Source organism: Clostridium sp., assembly GCF_047777555.1.
Lineage (GTDB): Bacteria > Bacillota > Clostridia > Clostridiales > Clostridiaceae > Clostridium_H.
This window is the reverse complement of record NZ_JBKEEV010000015.1, coordinates 1-17,839: the sequence shown is the minus strand read 5'-3', so window position 1 is coordinate 17,839 and position 17,839 is coordinate 1. Positions and strand designations below refer to the sequence as shown.

The window sequence follows — 17,839 nt, the reverse complement described above, 5'->3', positions numbered from 1 at the left end:
TTGATGCCTATTCCCCTTTACTAAGACATATATAGCCCATATTGTATGAATTAGCATTAAAATTATAGCCGCAAGTCCTGTTGCACTGTGAAAGGAAATTGCTAGTGGATCTTCACTTATCTTTGACATTAAAGATGTCCCTGTTGTATCACAAATTAATCCTAATATAAAAAATATAACATTGTATGATTTTAAAACTCCTGTAATTTTTTCAGAAATAACACCTATTGTATAAAAAACTAGAGCAGATGATATAAAAATAATTGCATAAAGTAGCAGCATAGTTTTACTCTCCTCCTTGATGTTTAAAAATCTATTTTAGATAAATAATTATATTTATTTTATGCGTGAATACCTATTCAATACTGTCAATATATATCAAGGAGTAATTTAACAAAAAATTTTATATTTGATTTTTTTACATTAAAGCAATTTCTATAGTTACTTTACCACCGCCTGCATTAGATGCATTTTCTAAAATCAACCTTCCATTATGCAATTTAGCAATGGAATCCGCTATATAAAGTCCCATACCAAAATGCTTTTTTGAATTTCTACTTGTATCACCCATATAAAATTGTTTTGAAGCTGAATTTAAACCTTCTTTTGTAAATCCTTTACCTGTATCTGTAACTATAAATTTAAGTTTTTTATCATTACCTAATATATGAAATTTTATTAATCCTCCATTAGGTGTATAATCTACTGCATTTGACATAACATTCATAAGACATCTAAGAAGCAGTTTTTCATCTAATGTACTTTCCTTAGGAATGTTTTCTTTTATACATTCAGTCTTTATATGTTTTGAAGCTGCAAGAGCCATTAGTTCACTATAAACCTCTTTAATGAATTCTTCCACATTAGTTTTCTTTAAAACAAGTGATATTTCAGATTCTGTTTTAGAGATTTTTGTAAGTAATAATATGTACTGTTCAATTCGGTTGGTATTTTTTAAAATAAAATTTGTGTAACTTTGCTGCTCTTTATTTAGATTTGTATCACACAAAAGTTCAGTATTACCTTTTACTATAGTAAGTGGTGTTTTAATGTCATGAGTCAATGCAGATATTTGCTCTCTTCTTGCTTGTTCTAAATTCCACTGCTCTTCCAGTGATTTTTTAAGTTCAGTTTTCATTTCAGAAATTGACAATAGTACATCATTAAACTCCTTTATTCTAGAGCTAGCAACATCAAAATTCAAATCCTGCTCTTTAATTTTTTCAGTAGCTTTCATTAAAGGGACTAGATGAATTTTTAACTTTTTAGCAAAAATAGCTGTAACAACTATGGTAGATACAAGGCAACCTAAAACAAGAATGGTATATATAAAATATTCAGGTTTGGGAAATTTTTCATTTAACCAGTCCGAATTATAGCTCATCTGCACATAGTATTGTAAAACGCAGTAACCATCTTGTCTTTCAATAAAGTAGTACTGTTTTGGACCTACATCTACACTAAAATCTCCTTTTGCATATGATAGTGCTTCAGATAAATTATCTTTGTTCATATTTGTCTTTATAACATTAAATTTTTTATCAAAGACTGCAAATGAGCATCCTTTTGGAATCATGCTTTCCTTAATCTCTAAAGAAGATGATAAAATAGCCTTTTCTTTTCTTATAATATTTTCAGAATAATTTGCTGGATATAAAAATTGCGTTTTCATCGCTAATTCTACAAAGAATATAATAAAAACAATTACTATAAAAAATGCAGCTATTAATGAAAATAAATATCTGATAAATACTGTTTTTAATGTAACAACTTTATTTCTTATTTTTATCGCCACTTATAACCAATCCCCCAAACTGTTTCTATTGGATTTACATCAAAAACAGCCAATTTAGCACGAATATTTTTAATGTGTTCAGCAATTACTGAACTATTACTTTCTCCATCATATCCAAAAACACCTTCATATATATTTTCTTTTGAAAAAACTTGTCCATGATTTCTAGCTAAATATTCACATATGGCATATTCACTTTTTGTAAAAGGTATTTTTTTATTATCTACAAAAACTTCCTTAGATAATAAATTAAACTTTATGTCTGACACTACAAGAAAGTTGTGTCTTTCACGCTGCTCTCTGCGGATATGAGCATTTACTCTAGCCTTAAGCTCTCCTACAGAAAAAGGCTTTGTTATATAATCATCAGCCCCAATTCCAAGCCCAAACATAATATCACTTTCCATAGTTTTTGCAGTAAGAAAAATAATTGGACAATCAACAATATCTCTAATTTTCTTGCATAATGTAAAACCATCTATATCTGGCATCATAACATCTAATAAAATTAGATCATAACCAATAAAATCTCCACTTGATAAATTTATTGCATTATCTACTGTAACAACAAAATGATTATCCTTTGAAAGAACATTTTTTATAAGTGTTAAAATATCTTTCTCATCATCAATAACAAGTATTTTAGCCAAAATATCACCTTCTCTTAAAAACAATTATACTGGATTTTGCATCTTATTCTAAAGACTTTCTTCCTTCCCATGAGGAAAACCAAATTAAAATCATAACAAGTGCTACCAAAGTGTCAATTGCCATAATAATAACTCCTTCTTTTAATTCACTTTGAACCATATTATAAAGAGATGAATTTATTTCACTTAAAACACTATAGTCGCAAAACCTTACAGCCCAAGCCCATGGTATTACCTTCCATATTCTATCTCCAAGCCCTGTAATCATAATTGCACAGATTAAGCTTCCAACAATTCCTCCTCCAATTGATGCACCTTTTCCATATCTTAAGCTCAAAAAAGTATGTAAAATATATAAAATTATATTGCCTAAAAGTAATCCAATTCCTACTTGAACATAGCAGCTAAGTGTAAAATTATTTTCATTTAAAACATACTGAAATCCAATTCCAAAAATAGATAAAGCTATAAAAATGAAAAAAAATGACCCTAAAATAAATAAAATAAGTTTGCTAATCAGTGCAGCCCACCTCCACTTACTCCCTGTCAATAATTCTTGGAAGTTTCCTGCTTGTTCCTCCTGTGACACAACCATACTGCAAATCAATCCAATAAGCAGAGGAAATGTAACTGCCACAAATTCAAAATAGGCAGAAACTTTGTCCTTAGCTTTCCAACTAGAAATAGAATAGTAAGCCAGAAAAATCACTGAACACAAAAGAGGAATTAAAATATGCATCCATAAAATTAAAGTGTGTCGCAGTTTATATAAATCAGATTTTACTGAACGAAATAAATCCATTACCTATTTCACCTCCTGATTGCTAAACCAATATGATGTAATAAATGTAAGAATAAGGAATAATATAATTGATAAAACTACACCCGGGAAAATCACATTAGTATTTAAAAGTGGGCTATTTGCTTTCCCTAAAGTACCATTAGGCAAAATTCCAAGTATAGGTGCCATTAATCTTGATGTGAAACTGTAAGGACAAGCAATCCATATACCTTTATCCACTGTAAATAGGTTAAGAACAATACCAAATAAAGTATTTATAAATATAGTAGGTAAAATTCCTGCTTTCTTTGCAATAAAAAGACAAAGAGGAATCTGCCATATAGAAGTTATTGTAATAACAAACCCCGCTATTATAATCCTTGTGACAGGAATAGTATTTGTAATTGGGAAAATAACTCCTCCCGGTAAAATACCTAAAGAAAGTATTATGCAGGAGATAAAAATGAATTTCCCAATTAAAAGTATTTTTGACATCCAAACCTTTTTCAAATCAACATGTAAACACATTACTCCTGTATAATTAAGTTTTTTCTCCTCTTTTTGATGAACTAGAAAAGATAAAAGAGCAATATAGCCTGGCAAAATAATAGTGTACCACCAGTTAAATGCATTTATTTCATACCATATTGGAGATAACAAAGCAATTAACAAACTAATTAGCGGCATAATTACAACAAGTTTTTTTGTAAATGTGCGTTTCAATTTCAGATTTTCAGCTTTTATATAATTTATCATTTTACTCACCTACCCTCTATGCTTTTTTACTACTTCCATAAAGAGATTTTCCAAGTTCTCTTCTGGATTTATCTTAGCTTCATATCCTAAAACTCCATTTGAAATAATTCCAATGTAATCAGCAATTTGCTCTACTTCAGATAGAATATGACTTGATAAAATAACCGTTATTCCCTGCTTTGGAAAAGAAGAAATAAGCTTTCGCAAATCTTGAATTCCTATGGGATCAAGGCCATTAGTAGGCTCGTCTAATATCAAAAGTTTAGGCTTATTTAAAAGTGCAATAGCAATTCCAAGTCTCTGTTTCATACCCATTGAAAACTCACTAGCTCTTTTTTTACCTGTATATTTTAAATCAACTATCTCAAGCACTTCATCAATACGCTTATCTGGAATACCTAACAATAGTGTCCTTACTTTTAAATTTTCTCTAGCTGTTAAATTTTCATATAGAGGTGGTGATTCAATAAGTGCTCCTATATAAGCTAAATCTTTTCTACTCCATTTATGACCACAAAATAAGATTTCTCCAGAGGTAGGTTTAAGTATACCTGTAATCATTTTTAGTGTAGTAGATTTTCCTGCACCATTTGGCCCCAGCAATCCATATACTGAATTTTCTTTAACAGAAAGAGAAATATTATTTACAGCTCTTTGCCTTTTAAACTTTTTACATAGGTTTTTTGTCTTTAAAATAAATTTTTCCATTTCCATCATCCTTTCTTTCAATTTAAGAATAATGGACAATTTTAAAGATTTTATAAGGATTCTAAAATATGATATAGGTTTATATTTAAAATAATAAATGCTATAATTATAAATTATACTAGAATTATATAAATAGGAGTCTTTTATTAATGGATATATATGTAGTAATACTTTCAACTTTAATAATATTTTTTGCAAGTTCTGTACAAGGTGCAATTGGTTTTGGTTATGCTTTAATAGCCGTTTCCCTATTGAGTTTTCTATTACCTATGAAAATAATAGTTCCCGTAATTGTTATATCTAGCTTTATTAATAACATGATAGTTGCCTATTCAACTAAAAATTTTATTGATATAGGTAGAATATGGTTAATGATATTATTTGGAGCCTTGGGAATCCCTCTTGGAGTATATGCGTTAACTACTGTAAACCCTGAATTACTTAAACTTGTTGTTGGAACATTAATATTAATAAATTCTATATTTATGATAAAGGGATATAGCATTAAGTTTAAAAGAGCAAAACTTGCTTATAGTTCAGTAGGCTTTATAAGTGGCGTTTTAAATGGAAGTGTTTCCATAAGTGGCCCCCCTATTGCCTTATTTTTAAACAATGAGGGGTATAGCAAAGATGAATTTAGAGCTAGTTTTGCAGTATACGGATTTATTGAAAATATATTAACCATAATAACTCTTGGTTTTGATGGTTTGCTATCTAAATATATGTTTTCTGTACTTGCTATAAATATTATTCCTTTATTGCTAGGTTCTCTTTTAGGAATCTTTATTTCTAATAAAATATCAAATAGCCATTTTAAAAAAATAGTACTTTTTTTCCTTATAATTATAAGTGTTGTGATAATAATAAATTCACTAATGCCCAATTAACCACACTTAAATTATGTATATCTATAAATTTAAGGCCATATCATACCACTTGGCTCCACCATGTACAGAATTTGAAACTCCTTCACATTTATAACCAAACTTTTCATAAAAACCTATTAAATGAGCTTTACAAGTCAAAATGACTTTTTTGCGATTGCTCTTTTTAGCTTCATCTATAAAAGCATTCATCAAAATTTTAGAATAGCCCTTTCCCTGATAATCAGGATGTACATCTAATCCATAAATAGCTAAATTGCTACCTTTTTCATTATGGTATTCTTTCATGCTTTCAAACATAGGATCTATAATTTCATCTCTATTAGTTGCTGCACCATTTACAAAGCCTATTATTTCCTTTTCATTTTCTGCAACAATAAATCCTTCTTTAAAAGTTAAAATTCTCTCCTTTAAAACTTCTTTTTTTGCTGCTTCTTTTATTGGAAAACAAGCAGTTTCAATTTCAAATATACGATCTAAATCTAAAATAGTAGCTTTTCTAATACTGTACATTTTAAAAACTCCTTCTAAATACATATTATATTTTTGTTACTCTTTAAATTAATATAATCTACTGAGGTATTCTGGTCAAGTAAATTTAAAAGGATGTAGGCTATACTCTATTATAGCTCTACACCCTTTTTTAATTTTCCATTGTTACTTTGGCTTTATCTACTCTTACATTTTTGAGCAATGTCTGTAAAACAGGACATATCTTTTCTACATGTGAAACTAGCTCTTTAACCTTTTTTTCTGGAGAATCACTCTTTACATGAAAATTAAATCTAATATTTTTAAAGCCCTTCTCTACTTGAGGTTTTGATCCAGATAGACTATCTAAATCCAAATCCCCTTCAAGTTCCACCCACAAGTCTTTTAAATCAATTTTATAGTGTGATGCAAGAGAAATAGCTGTAATCGTTTGACATGCACCTAAACTACCTAACAATAATTCAACAGGATTCATTCCTGTATTGGAGCCACCTACTGACTCTGGTTGATCAACGTTTACTTTAAATCCTCTTGATTCAACCTCAACTGCTAGTCCTTCTTTTTTCTTTACTGTTGCTTTAAATGTTCCTATTGACATTCTAATCTCTCCTTTAAATTCTTTAATTTTTATATTAAATAATTAAAACAATTATTATATAATCTGCACTTTAAATTATTCTATGCAATGACGTAATTGAAACTACTTACTTTTTTAAATATGCTAAAAGTTCCACACTACAAATAACTATGGACCAAAAGTTAACAACATAACTATTCTTATAAAATATACATATTAAATTTATTAGAAGTCCTATAACTAAACTTATAGCAAAAACATAATGATATACTGTTATTTTAGATTTGTCAAAAAACAATATATAAATTATTGCTCCACATGCTAATCCATTGAATTCTCCATTTAGTACAAAGCTTAATATTGATGTTAAAAGACATGCTACAAGTATTGATACAACTATCTTTTCATTTAATTCAATCATTTTTCTTTTCCCCCATATGGTTATATACTTATACAATATTCAGTTCAACTTATAAAAGTCTGACCATAACTCCCTTTTACTACTTGTACATTTTTTATTGAAAATTAATTTATTTTAATTGGAATAAAAATTATTAATTACCATATTTTAAGTATAAAATAGTCTTCTTAAAAATTAAAGTATTTTTTAAATTTAATTCACTTCATAACCATAGCGTAAACAATTCCACTAAAGTATGGAATTAACCATAATATCCAAACAAATAGGCTGAATTTATGAAATGTCTCTTTTTCATGTCTATTCCCTTTAATAATACATATATAGCCCAAATTGTATGGATTAGCATTAAAATTATAGCCACAAATCCTGTTACACTGTGGAAAGAAATTGCTAGTGGGTCTTCACTTATCTTTGCCATTAAAGATGTTCCAGTTGTATCACAAATTAAGCCCAATATGAAAAATATAATATGATATGGTTTTAAAACTCCTGTAATTTTTTCAGAAACAACACCTATTGTATAGAAAACTAGAGCAAATGATATAAAAATATATTATTGTTTGCATAAATACTTATTCAATGCTTATAATAGTCAAATGATTTTTGTAAAATCAGCCTTAAAAATGCAATTAATCATATATAAATGAGTAGTAGGCAAATAAGTATTTCTTTTATATTATAATTTCAACACCATTTCATATTGCTTAAGATTTTGTGAAAAACCTAAATTAAGTAAGAAATTTCTCATAGAAATACATTGACTATCTACGTTTATAACACCAATATTATATGATTTTGTACTATTCAATAAATCTGTAAATATACTCCTTCCAATACCTTTACATCTGTAATTTTTATCTACTGCTATTTGTGGAATATCTCCTGTATTTTTATCAATGATTCCATAGCCAACAATAGTATCATCTATGCTTACAATAGAATATATAAATGTATTTGATACTGCATTAATTGAATCAATGGAATTCTGCCAAGATGGCTTGAAATCCCAAAACTTTATTAGTTTTTTCCATTGACTTTCAGTAATCATATTAATATGTTGAGTTTTATATGTTGTTATAGAATTATACATATTTTTATATAAATTAAAGCATTCAAAGTTTCTTAAAATTTTAAATCCTTGTTTTTTATAGAGATTAACTGCAGATGTATTTGATTGAATTACTTCAAGTAAATATTGCTCAACTCCTATTTCTTCAAGTATTTGTCTGACATTTAGAAACATATTACTTGTTATACCATGCTTCCTATAGGCCTTTATAACACCTGTTCCTGTGTCATAGGCAGTTAATTTTCCATTCCATTGTCTAATTGAATTTAAAATAAATCCAACTAATATATTATTATTAAATGCCCCTATTGAAGCTTCAACAACATAACCTCTTCGTTGAATCATTTTTTCAAACTTTAAAAGAGGTAAATCTATTTTTACTTGATAATCTGAAAATGCTTCTAAAAATGTATTATGTATTTTTTCAATGCTTATATTTTCAAACGTTTTGTAACTAAACATTACTACCTCCTAATTAAAAATATTATATATAGTCAAATAATTTTTGTAAAATTACTTAGCTTTAACTTGACACAAACTGCTCTCATCTCTTTTTTTCATTTGCAACTAATTAATATTACTTATTTATATCAAATGTAATTGTTTCTTTACCATTCATATAAATATCTGTATTTTTAGGTTTCGTTTTTGAAAGTATTTTCCCTTTTCTTATTGAATACAATACTTCAGACTGCTTTCTTATAACATCATACTCATTTTTTCCATTTAGTATAATGAGATTGGCAGTATTTCCTTCCTTTATTCCATAATCATCTTCAAGATGCATTGTTTTTGCACTGTTTTTTGTTATAAGATCAATTGAATTTACAATCTGATCATAGCCCATAAGTTGGCACACGTGTATTCCCATTTGAAGTACCTGAAGCATATTGCCTGTACCCATCGGATACCATGGATCACATATATCATCATGTCCAAAACATACATTGATATCTGCATCTATCATCTCTTTAACTCTTGTAATTCCCCTTCTCTTAGGATAAGTATCAAATCTTCCCTGAAGATGAGTGTTTACTATAGGATTAGATATGAAATTTATATCTGACATTTTTAAGAGTCTAAAGAGTTTATACGCATATGCATTATTATAGGAATGCATTGCTGTAGTATGACTTGCTGTAACTCTTTTGCCTATTCCATGATTATATGCCTCTGCTGCAACTACTTCTATAAATCTAGATTGTTCATCATCAATTTCATCACAGTGCACATCAACTAATTTATCATATTTTACTGCAAGTTCTATTGCCTTTTTTACAGAATCTACTCCATATTCCCTTGTAAATTCAAAATGTGGAATAGCCCCTACTACATCTGCGCCAAGCTTTAAGGATTCCTCCAAAAGTTTTAATCCTGAAGGAAAAGAATTTATCCCTTCCTGGGGAAACGCAACTATCTGTATATCCACAAATTCTTTCATTTCCTCTCTTACTTTAATTAAAGCTTTTAATGCTGTAAGATTGGGATCTGTAACATCTACATGAGTTCTTACATACTGTATTCCATTTGCTATCTGCCATTTAAGTGCAGTAGTAGCTCTTTTTATAACATCTTCTTCTGTAAGCATTTTCTTTCTAAGCGCCCAAGTTTCTATACCTTCAAAAAGAGTTCCGCTTATGTTCCATTTTGGCTCTCCTGCAGTAAGTGTAGTATCTAGGTGAACATGGGGCTCAACAAAAGGTGGAAGTGCTAAATTTCCATTTCCATCAATTATATCTTTATCTTGTTTTTCTATATTTTTAGAAATCTCCTTTATGAGTCCATTTTCAATTAAAATGTCATATACTCCATCTTTATTTCTAAGTCTTACATTTTTAATTAACATACCTCTTCCACTTCCTTATTTGATTGCTTATTTTTGAAAAAGATTTTACTACTTACAAAATATAAAGTTCCCGAAATTATGATTATTGGATAAATAGCACCTATTGTTTTAGTAAGTATAGGCAAATTTTTTATAATTAAAAATATAATAACTGAAATTAACCAAACACTAATCGTAACAAGATTAAATCCATTCTTATACCAATACTCACCTTTTTCATCATCAAATTCTTCTACTTCATACTGTTTTTTTCTAACCAAATAATAATCCGCTATCATAATTCCAAAAATAGGTCCGAATACCATGCCTACATAGTCAAGAAACATTTCAAAAGAATCTAAAAAACTAGTAGCATAAATTGGAACAACAGTTAAAATAGCTGCAAATATTGTAACTCCAAAAAGAGCTGTTTGAGATTTTATCTTTTTATTCAAATTTGTAACAGAAATTCCTGCCCCCATAAGATTTATTGCATTTGCCGTAGTACTTGTCAATATAATAACTAAAAGTGCTATAACTCCAAGACCAAGCTTACTTACAATAGTGCTTGGATCAGAATTGTTAGGATCATATACTCCTGTTGTAACTGCTGTACCAATTGCTCCAATTATACCTACAAAAGCAAACCAAAACAGTCCAACATTTGCCCCAATTATAGGTGCTACTGTAGATGCCTTTTTACTCTTACTATATCTTGTAAAATCTGCAATTGCAGGAACCCATCCAAGACTAAAAGCAGCCATAGCATCAAAAGCTAATCCTATATCCATAACTTTTCCTGAAGGAGGTCTCCAGGCTATAATCTGGCTTAAAGGAACTTGTTTTAAAACAACTACTGTTTCCCACACTCCTAAAATCAGTATAAACACAACTCCTATTTTTTCTACCATTTTTACAGATTTATGCCCTGTTGCAATAGATACAATATGAAGTATACTCATTATTGCAATTCCTATAAGCATTGTCTTTTCACTTCCATTTGATCCATACGCAGGAAGTTCAAACATATCTTTTAATATGTAACTTATAGAGATTGCAGCTATAAAAGTATTTACGGCTGCCCATCCAATAAATTGAGTTATGTTAAGCACAGATGGTAAAAAGCTTCCTCTAACACCAAAAGCAGGTCTTGTAAGTGCCATAGTAGACGTACCAACTTTATACCCTATAAACCCTATTAGTGCCATTATCACATATGCAATTGGATTTGAAACTAAAGTTACTAGAGCAGCTCCGCCAAATGTGGCCCCAGCTACAACTCCTCCAACATACCAAGTTCCATTATTTGCGTTAGCACCTATCCATGTTGTAAGCATGTCCAAAAAACTTATTGTTCTTTCACTTTTTGGTACAGTTTCAAGGGCGGCATATTCCTTATGTACTTTTTTACTTGTTTCATTATTATTCATCAATTACCTCCTAAATTATTAATTTTTCATCATATTATACCATGTTTTCACAAAATGTGCATATTTCTTTTAACAATTTAATAAGGTTTTCATATGTTTTGCATTTATAAAAAAATAAAATAGTTACATTATTACAATAAATATCCACCAGCTTAGCTGGTGGTTTTTCCTAAGCCCTATAAGGGCATATTACCAGCGTTATGCCTTAAGGCACATATAAAAGTCCCGTCAGCCGCAATTTTAACTGTTACTTGCTACCCTTAAAAGGGTCTATATATTCTTTAATACTTATTTGATCTGCGATCATATCTTCATTTTGTTGATTCTTTATATATTCTTTTATTGCATTTTTATTTTTTCCAACCGTATCTACATAAAATCCTCTACACCAGAAATGTCTATTCCCATATTTATATTTTAAATTTGCAAATTTTTCAAATATCATTAAGCTACTTTTCCCTTTTAAGAAACCTACAAATCCAGATACACTCATTTTAGGTGGTATTGATACAAGCATATGTATATGATCTTTACATGCATTTGCTTCTATTATTTCTACCCCCTTCCATTCACATAATGTTCTCAGTATTTTCCCTATTTCTTTTTTCTTTTCTCCATATATTTCTTTTCTCCTATATTTAGGTGCAAACACTATATGATATTTACATCTCCACTTTGTATGTGATAAACTATTATTGTCCATTCGGGCAATACCTCCTTTGATTTTAGATTGGCTGACGAAACCATATCTATTTTATCAAAGTGAGGTATTTTTTTTCAACGCTTAAGCTCTTCTGAACACACCTGCATAGCAGGTGGTTTTCTAAATGGACAATAAGGATCCATGTCTACATTAAAGACATGAATCCTTTTACATGTTGCTGGTTACTATAAGTAATTAAGCAGTATAATTCAAGCTGCTTTCACTGCTATCTTCAAAATTATATCCATAATTTTGGTTTTGCTGATATGCATTAACAAGTGCTGCCATCTGCATTTGCGTTATTTCATTTCCCTCTGATACATCATTTACATCATTACTTATAGATGAACTTAAGCTTTTAAAGTTTCCCATAGTTTCAAGATCACCCATATCATCACTTGAATAATAATCATCATCACTTAATGAATAAGTATCATCATCTGAAGAGCTAAGGCTATTAATAGTCTCAGCATCAAAACCAAGATCACTAATAGTATCTGCTAAAGATGAACTCTCATCTATACCTGCCTCAGCAATTGCTTCTGTTATAGAAGTTGCATCATCTTCTGTCAATGATGAACTGTCATATTGCTCAAGAATTGATTTTACTGTGTCCTCTTGAGATGAAGTTAATTTTTGAGAAGATTGTTTTGGTGGTGGTCCTCCTTTTCCCCCTTTTCCAGCTTTGTTCATACCACCATTTTTAGGACGTGGAGGTCTATTACCCTGAACTTTTTTTGTTTCTGTTGTGTCTTCACTTGTTTCAGTACTACTAGTGCTGCTAGAAGCATATTGCTGCCAAACACTTGGATCAACAGCACTCTGTCCAATTGAACTTACCATTTTCATTTTCCCCCTTTTAAAATTTTTTATATACCTACATAAAAGCAAATATTTTATCAGTTTTTATGTAATACATACTAAATTTTACTATTAAAACCTTAAATTAACCTTAAAATATACCGTGCTGCAGTACCATTACTAATCAGTCAAAAATCAGTCAAAAATCATTTAAAAACGTTCAAAATTATATTGACATCATTGTGTAAATGAATTATAATTAAGTCAATCAGTCAATAACGTTTACAAATAATTATTGGTTGATTGTTTTTGAAAGATATATTACAAATACTTATAACGGAAGTGGTAATTATATGTTTGCAGAGGAACGTCAAAATAAAATATTAAAATTATTAAAAGAACAAGGTAGTTTAAAAGTAGTTACTTTAACAGAACTGTTTAATGTTTCTGAATCTACTATAAGAAGAGACCTGCAAGAGATGGATGAAAAAGGTCTGTTAAGTAGAACACATGGAGGTGCAGTTAGCCTACAGAGCACTAGTTTTGAACCTTCTTTTAAAGAAAAAGAAATAGAAGGTCATGATGAAAAAGTTGCTATAGCAAAACTTGCAGCTTCAATGATAAAAGATGGAGACACCATTTTACTAGACTCAGGAACTACAACTTTAGAAATAGCAAAACATATAACCGCACATAAAGTTACAGTTATAACAAATTCTATAGATATATCATCTGTTTTATCAAACAATGAAAATATAGATTTGATTGTCACAGGTGGAAGTATGAGATTTACTACAAGAGCTATGGTTGGACCTATAACTGAAAATGTATTAAAAAACTTTAGAGTTGATAAAGCTTTTATTGGAACTAATGCTATATCAATACAAGAAGGAATAACAACCCCCAATTTTATAGAGGCTCAAACTAAAAAAACTATGATGAATGTATCAAATAACGTTATTGTTGTGGCAGATAGTTCTAAATTTAATAAAGTATCCTTTTCCATTATAAGCCCTTTAAAGTCTATATCTTCTATAATAACTAGCGGGGATTTAGATGGGGAAACTTTAAAAAACTTTGAAGATGCTGGTATTGAAATAATCTACACTAATAAAGATGATTAAGCTTTAATATTTGTAATTACCTGTATTGCAGCTTTGTATATCTTATATGGTACACAAGTTTCTACTTTAAATCAGGTAAACAAATTATTAATAGATACTAAATTTGAAATTAAGGAGATGGTTTAAATGTTAACAAAAGATATGTTTTCAGAAAACAGAGTATGCTTTAATCTAAAAGCAACCAACAAAGATGAAGTTATAAAAGAATTAATACAAATTTTATATGATGATGGCAAAATAATCGACAAAGAAAAATTTAGAAAAGCTGTTTTAAAGAGAGAGAAAGAATTTTCAACTGGTATAGGCATGGGAATTGCAATACCACATGGAAAAAGTAATGCCGTAAAAGAACCTGCTATAGCTTTTGGAAGAAGTAATAAAGGCATTGATTATGAGTCCATGGATGATAAGCCAGCTCACCTATTTTTCCTTATTGCTGTTCCAAAAGAATCAAGTGATATTCACCTAAGAGCATTAAGCGAAATTTCTAGAAAACTTATGCATACTGAAATAAGAGAACAGTTATTTAAATCTCAGAGTTTCGAAGAATTCATAGAAGTCTTTGAATAAATAAAAAGGAGGAAGGATTATGAAATTAGTAGCAGTAACATCTTGTCCTACTGGTATAGCTCACACATATATGGCAGCAGAAGCTCTTCAAATGGCAGCAAAGGAAATGGGTCATGAAATAAAAGTTGAAACTCAAGGTTCTGTAGGTGCTGAAAATGTAATTACAAAACAGGAGTTAAAAAATGCTGATGCAGTTATAATTGCAGCAGATACAAATGTTGATACATCAAGATTTGTTGGCAAACCAATGATAGAAGTTTCAGTTAAAGACGCAATTAAAGATCCTAAAGGCCTTATAAACAAGGCTTTAGCTGCTAAACCAAAAGAAAGAAAAGCTTATACAAAAATGCCAGTAGTTGAAAAAAAAGAAAAAACAGGTGTGTATAAACACTTAATGACAGGTGTATCCTTCATGCTACCATTTGTTGTAGCTGGTGGTCTTTTAATAGCTTTAGGTTTCGCACTTGGTGGAATTTATGTTTTTGACTGTCCAGGAACTGTTGCAGAGGCCTTGTTCAACACAGGTAAGGGAGCATTTGCTCTTATGTTACCAGTTCTATCAGGATATATTGCCTATTCAATAGCTGATAGACCAGGTATTGCAGCCGGTTTTGTAGGTGGTTCTCTTGCAAGTGGAACAATTTTTAGTGGACAATTTTTAGCTAACCCTCCAGCAGCTGGTACTAGTGGATTTTTAGGTGCTTTGATCACAGGTTTCTTAGCAGGTTATATAGTTTTAGGCTTAAAGAAAATTATTAAACTTCCAAAAACACTAGACGGTTTAATGCCCGTTTTAATATTACCATTCTTTTCAGTAGCAATAATGGGATTAATATATTTATTTATCTTAGGTGGTCCTCTCGTAGCTATAAATACAGCCTTACTAGGTTGGTTAAAAGGATTATCAGGTGTAAACGCAGCAGTTCTTGGTTTAATTCTTGGATGCATGATGGCATTTGACATGGGCGGTCCAGTTAATAAAGCTGCTTATGTTTTTGGTACAGGTACAATAGTGGCAGGTGGTTCTCCAATAATGGCCGCAGTTATGGTAGCCGGAATGACTCCTCCACTTGGAATAGCTTTAGCTTCAACAGTAATGGCTAAAAACAAATTCACAATTGCAGAAAGAGAAGCCGGAAAAGCAGCTTGGGCACTTGGATTATCATTTATAACAGAAGGAGCTATACCATTTGCAGCAGCTGACCCATTGAGAGTAATTCCTGCAAATATGGCTGGTTCTGCAGTTGCAGGAGCAATATCAATGATATTGGGTTGTAAACTTGCAGTTCCTCATGGTGGAGCATGGGTTTTAGCAATTCCAAATGTTGTAACAAATCTTGGTGGATACTTAGTTGCTTTAGTAGCAGGTACCATAGTAACAGCAATTATACTTTCAGTAGTTAAAAAACCTATAACTGAATAAATTTTATTATATATTTGTATTTATAAGATATTAAAATTAAAAGCTGTCTCACTTTAGTAAATTCTAAAGTAAGACAGCTTGTTTATTATATTCAATTCTTACAGTACTTAATACAATTCATTAACCAAATAACATTAACTACTTCTTCTCTGTTATAAATTATAGAATTTATGTTGCGCTGTTCATATCTAACTCAATTCAATATTTGTTAGTTTAGCTTTATTTACTACAACATCTATTTGCTCATGATTAACAGCTTGTGTACCATCCTTCTTAATTAATAAATCTGTAGTAGTTAATTTTTTCAAGATTTTTACTATCAAAACACATGTTTCTGTTATATTTACTTCATAATCATTAAAGCAGTGAAAATCTTGTTTCTTTCTTACAATACTCTTTAATTTATCTAAATTTATTCTAAACTTATCACTTAATAACTTAAGTTCCGTATAAACGCTATCAACAGTATCATCAATATCTTTAATAAGTTTAATACTTAAATTCATTTGGTCAATAGCTTTATCAGCTTTCTCTGAAACCTCATTTGCTTTATCAATACTATTATTACCTTTAATTGCAAGAAAGATACCACCAATTGCTAATGCAGGTGCTGCAATCACTCCACCAAGAACTGCTGTACCACCTGCCATGCCTAATCCTCCTGTTGCTATTGAACCACCGCCTAGAGCAGCCAAAGTCGCATTTGTTGCAGCAGCTCCTGACAGCCCTGCTATTGCTGCACCTGTAGAAGCAGTTCCTACTGCCATAGTACCACCATAAGCCGCCAAACCAGCTAATGCTCCTGTTGCCAATGAACCAGCACCAGCACTTAATAATTCAGAAGCTTCAAATGATAAACTTCTTAGATTATCTAGCTCTTCTTTGGAAATTTTGAAACTTTCCTCTTTAGCTTTGCCTTCTAATATCTTACAGTTTTTTATTTTTGTTATAACACAATAAAATTCATCAAAACTCTTCCATACTTCAAGTTTTAATTTACCTAAATACTCAAGCCCTTGATTAGCCTTTTTCTCTTCTTTATCAACTTCTTGTTTTTTCTTATTATATCTTCCTTCAGCCAACTCAACTATCTCCTTGGCTTCTAACATTTTTTTAGCACCAGATCTCGTAGTAGCTGCACCAACAGTTCCTGCTGTAGCTATTGTACCAACTGCAGTTGCACCTGCAGTTGTTCCAGCAGCCGTAGCAACCGAAGTAAGTCCAACGGTACCTGCTGCTGTACCAACTGCACCCCCAACCGTTGCCATTGCACCACCTACAGCAGTTGCTGCTACAGAAGATGCAACTGCTCCTGCTGCCAACGGAACAACAACTGGAGCTGCAATAACTGCTCCAACCGTACAAACTCCACCAACTAACCATTTACCAAATCCCATATTATTATACCTCCAATTCAATTAACTTGTTACCTTCAGCTTGCCACTCAAGTCCTGCTTTTACCCAGGCTTCAATTTTTTGAACTGAATCATTAGATACGCCTAAATCTATTGAAATTTTATGTATAAATTCTTTTTCCTTTTCTGTATATGCATTATCTACATTACATAATTGAATTGCTTGAGTTAAAAAAAATAATTTTTCTTTCTTATTTTCAAATACAAGTTGTGGCATTATATCCTTTTCCCAACATGAATTAATTTCATTTACTGACTCTTCACTAATTTGAAGTGAAGTTGCTGCATTATTGAAATACAACTTTTCTGATTCATCAACAATTCCATCTGCTTTTGATAAGAATACTAATCATATCAAAAAATTACGTTTAGATTCTTCTGTTTTTAAAATTTCATTAATTTGCATTATACTCCT

General features: G+C 30.4%; 20 protein-coding genes and 1 pseudogene. 4 read left to right on the top strand and 17 right to left on the bottom strand.

The window, feature by feature from the left end; all coding sequences use genetic code 11:
- The 6 genes from ACFWTK_RS13015 to ACFWTK_RS12990 form a co-directional block, all read right to left on the bottom strand.
- Window positions 1-282 (bottom strand): HsmA family protein (locus ACFWTK_RS13015; protein ID WP_415876380.1); only part of this gene is annotated, 282 nt, incomplete at its 3' end.
- A 136-nt stretch (window positions 283-418) separates the two neighbouring features.
- A complete protein-coding gene (locus tag ACFWTK_RS13010; RefSeq protein WP_415876379.1) occupies window positions 419-1,795 on the bottom strand; it encodes a sensor histidine kinase in 1,377 nt (458 codons plus the stop codon).
- Window positions 1,786-2,445: a response regulator transcription factor gene (locus ACFWTK_RS13005; RefSeq protein ID WP_182089191.1), complete on the bottom strand. Its 660-nt coding sequence runs from the start codon at window positions 2,443-2,445 to the stop codon at window positions 1,786-1,788. The genes ACFWTK_RS13010 and ACFWTK_RS13005 overlap by 10 nt, the downstream gene beginning before the upstream one ends.
- A gap of 43 nt (window positions 2,446-2,488) precedes the next feature.
- Window positions 2,489-3,247, bottom strand: a complete 759-nt coding sequence (locus ACFWTK_RS13000) for a lantibiotic immunity ABC transporter MutG family permease subunit (protein ID WP_415876378.1) — start codon at window positions 3,245-3,247, stop codon at window positions 2,489-2,491.
- A 3-nt stretch (window positions 3,248-3,250) separates the two neighbouring features.
- A complete protein-coding gene (locus tag ACFWTK_RS12995; RefSeq protein ID WP_182089193.1) occupies window positions 3,251-3,982 on the bottom strand; it encodes a lantibiotic immunity ABC transporter MutE/EpiE family permease subunit in 732 nt (243 codons plus the stop codon).
- A 9-nt stretch (window positions 3,983-3,991) separates the two neighbouring features.
- Window positions 3,992-4,690 carry a lantibiotic protection ABC transporter ATP-binding protein gene (locus tag ACFWTK_RS12990; protein WP_415876377.1) on the bottom strand — a complete coding sequence of 233 codons (699 nt, stop codon included), beginning with the start codon at window positions 4,688-4,690 and terminating at the stop codon, window positions 3,992-3,994.
- A gap of 149 nt (window positions 4,691-4,839) precedes the next feature.
- Here ACFWTK_RS12990 and ACFWTK_RS12985 point away from each other — a divergent pair, with 149 nt between their 5' ends.
- Window positions 4,840-5,577: a sulfite exporter TauE/SafE family protein gene (locus ACFWTK_RS12985; protein ID WP_182089195.1), complete on the top strand. Its 738-nt coding sequence runs from the start codon at window positions 4,840-4,842 to the stop codon at window positions 5,575-5,577.
- Between the two features lie 21 nt (window positions 5,578-5,598).
- On the opposite strand, the gene ACFWTK_RS12980 is transcribed toward ACFWTK_RS12985, so the two are convergent.
- The 9 genes and pseudogenes from ACFWTK_RS12980 to ACFWTK_RS12940 form a co-directional block, all read right to left on the bottom strand.
- Window positions 5,599-6,087, bottom strand: a complete 489-nt coding sequence (locus tag ACFWTK_RS12980) for a GNAT family N-acetyltransferase (protein WP_182089196.1) — start codon at window positions 6,085-6,087, stop codon at window positions 5,599-5,601.
- 130 nt (window positions 6,088-6,217) lie between these two features.
- Window positions 6,218-6,664, bottom strand: a complete 447-nt coding sequence (locus tag ACFWTK_RS12975; protein ID WP_182089197.1) for an OsmC family protein — start codon at window positions 6,662-6,664, stop codon at window positions 6,218-6,220.
- Window positions 6,665-6,770: 106 nt separating this feature from the next.
- Window positions 6,771-7,064: a hypothetical protein gene (locus ACFWTK_RS12970; RefSeq protein ID WP_415876376.1), complete on the bottom strand. Its 294-nt coding sequence runs from the start codon at window positions 7,062-7,064 to the stop codon at window positions 6,771-6,773.
- Between the two features lie 197 nt (window positions 7,065-7,261).
- A pseudogene (locus ACFWTK_RS12965) lies at window positions 7,262-7,614 on the bottom strand (HsmA family protein).
- 126 nt (window positions 7,615-7,740) lie between these two features.
- Window positions 7,741-8,595, bottom strand: a complete 855-nt coding sequence (locus tag ACFWTK_RS12960) for a GNAT family N-acetyltransferase (protein ID WP_415876375.1) — start codon at window positions 8,593-8,595, stop codon at window positions 7,741-7,743.
- A 115-nt stretch (window positions 8,596-8,710) separates the two neighbouring features.
- On the bottom strand, window positions 8,711-9,979 hold the full coding sequence (gene codA / locus ACFWTK_RS12955; protein ID WP_415876374.1) for a cytosine deaminase: 1,269 nt from the start codon (window positions 9,977-9,979) through the stop codon (window positions 8,711-8,713).
- Complete coding sequence (locus tag ACFWTK_RS12950; protein ID WP_415876373.1) at window positions 9,973-11,388, bottom strand: cytosine permease; 1,416 nt, start codon at window positions 11,386-11,388, stop codon at window positions 9,973-9,975. The genes codA and ACFWTK_RS12950 overlap by 7 nt, the downstream gene beginning before the upstream one ends.
- A 247-nt stretch (window positions 11,389-11,635) precedes the next feature.
- On the bottom strand, window positions 11,636-12,091 hold the full coding sequence (gene tnpA / locus ACFWTK_RS12945) for an IS200/IS605 family transposase (RefSeq protein ID WP_415876372.1): 456 nt from the start codon (window positions 12,089-12,091) through the stop codon (window positions 11,636-11,638).
- A 195-nt stretch (window positions 12,092-12,286) separates the two neighbouring features.
- A complete protein-coding gene (locus ACFWTK_RS12940; protein WP_415876371.1) occupies window positions 12,287-12,934 on the bottom strand; it encodes a hypothetical protein in 648 nt (215 codons plus the stop codon).
- 311 nt (window positions 12,935-13,245) lie between these two features.
- On the opposite strand from ACFWTK_RS12940, the gene ACFWTK_RS12935 reads away from it, so the two are divergent.
- The 3 genes from ACFWTK_RS12935 to ACFWTK_RS12925 all read left to right on the top strand — a co-directional run bounded on the left by ACFWTK_RS12935 (window position 13,246) and on the right by ACFWTK_RS12925 (window position 16,009).
- Window positions 13,246-14,016, top strand: a complete 771-nt coding sequence (locus ACFWTK_RS12935) for a DeoR/GlpR family DNA-binding transcription regulator (RefSeq protein ID WP_415876370.1) — start codon at window positions 13,246-13,248, stop codon at window positions 14,014-14,016.
- 126 nt (window positions 14,017-14,142) lie between these two features.
- On the top strand, window positions 14,143-14,586 hold the full coding sequence (locus ACFWTK_RS12930) for a PTS sugar transporter subunit IIA (RefSeq protein ID WP_415876369.1): 444 nt from the start codon (window positions 14,143-14,145) through the stop codon (window positions 14,584-14,586).
- 19 nt (window positions 14,587-14,605) lie between these two features.
- A complete protein-coding gene (locus ACFWTK_RS12925; RefSeq protein ID WP_415876368.1) occupies window positions 14,606-16,009 on the top strand; it encodes a PTS fructose transporter subunit IIC in 1,404 nt (467 codons plus the stop codon).
- A 188-nt stretch (window positions 16,010-16,197) separates the two neighbouring features.
- Here ACFWTK_RS12925 and ACFWTK_RS12920 read toward each other — a convergent pair whose 3' ends face one another.
- Together ACFWTK_RS12920 and ACFWTK_RS12915 are read right to left on the bottom strand one after the other, a co-directional pair.
- Window positions 16,198-17,406 carry a hypothetical protein gene (locus tag ACFWTK_RS12920; protein WP_415876367.1) on the bottom strand — a complete coding sequence of 403 codons (1,209 nt, stop codon included), beginning with the start codon at window positions 17,404-17,406 and terminating at the stop codon, window positions 16,198-16,200.
- A 4-nt stretch (window positions 17,407-17,410) separates the two neighbouring features.
- On the bottom strand, window positions 17,411-17,725 hold the full coding sequence (locus ACFWTK_RS12915; protein ID WP_415876366.1) for a hypothetical protein: 315 nt from the start codon (window positions 17,723-17,725) through the stop codon (window positions 17,411-17,413).
- Window positions 17,726-17,839 lie beyond the last annotated feature (114 nt).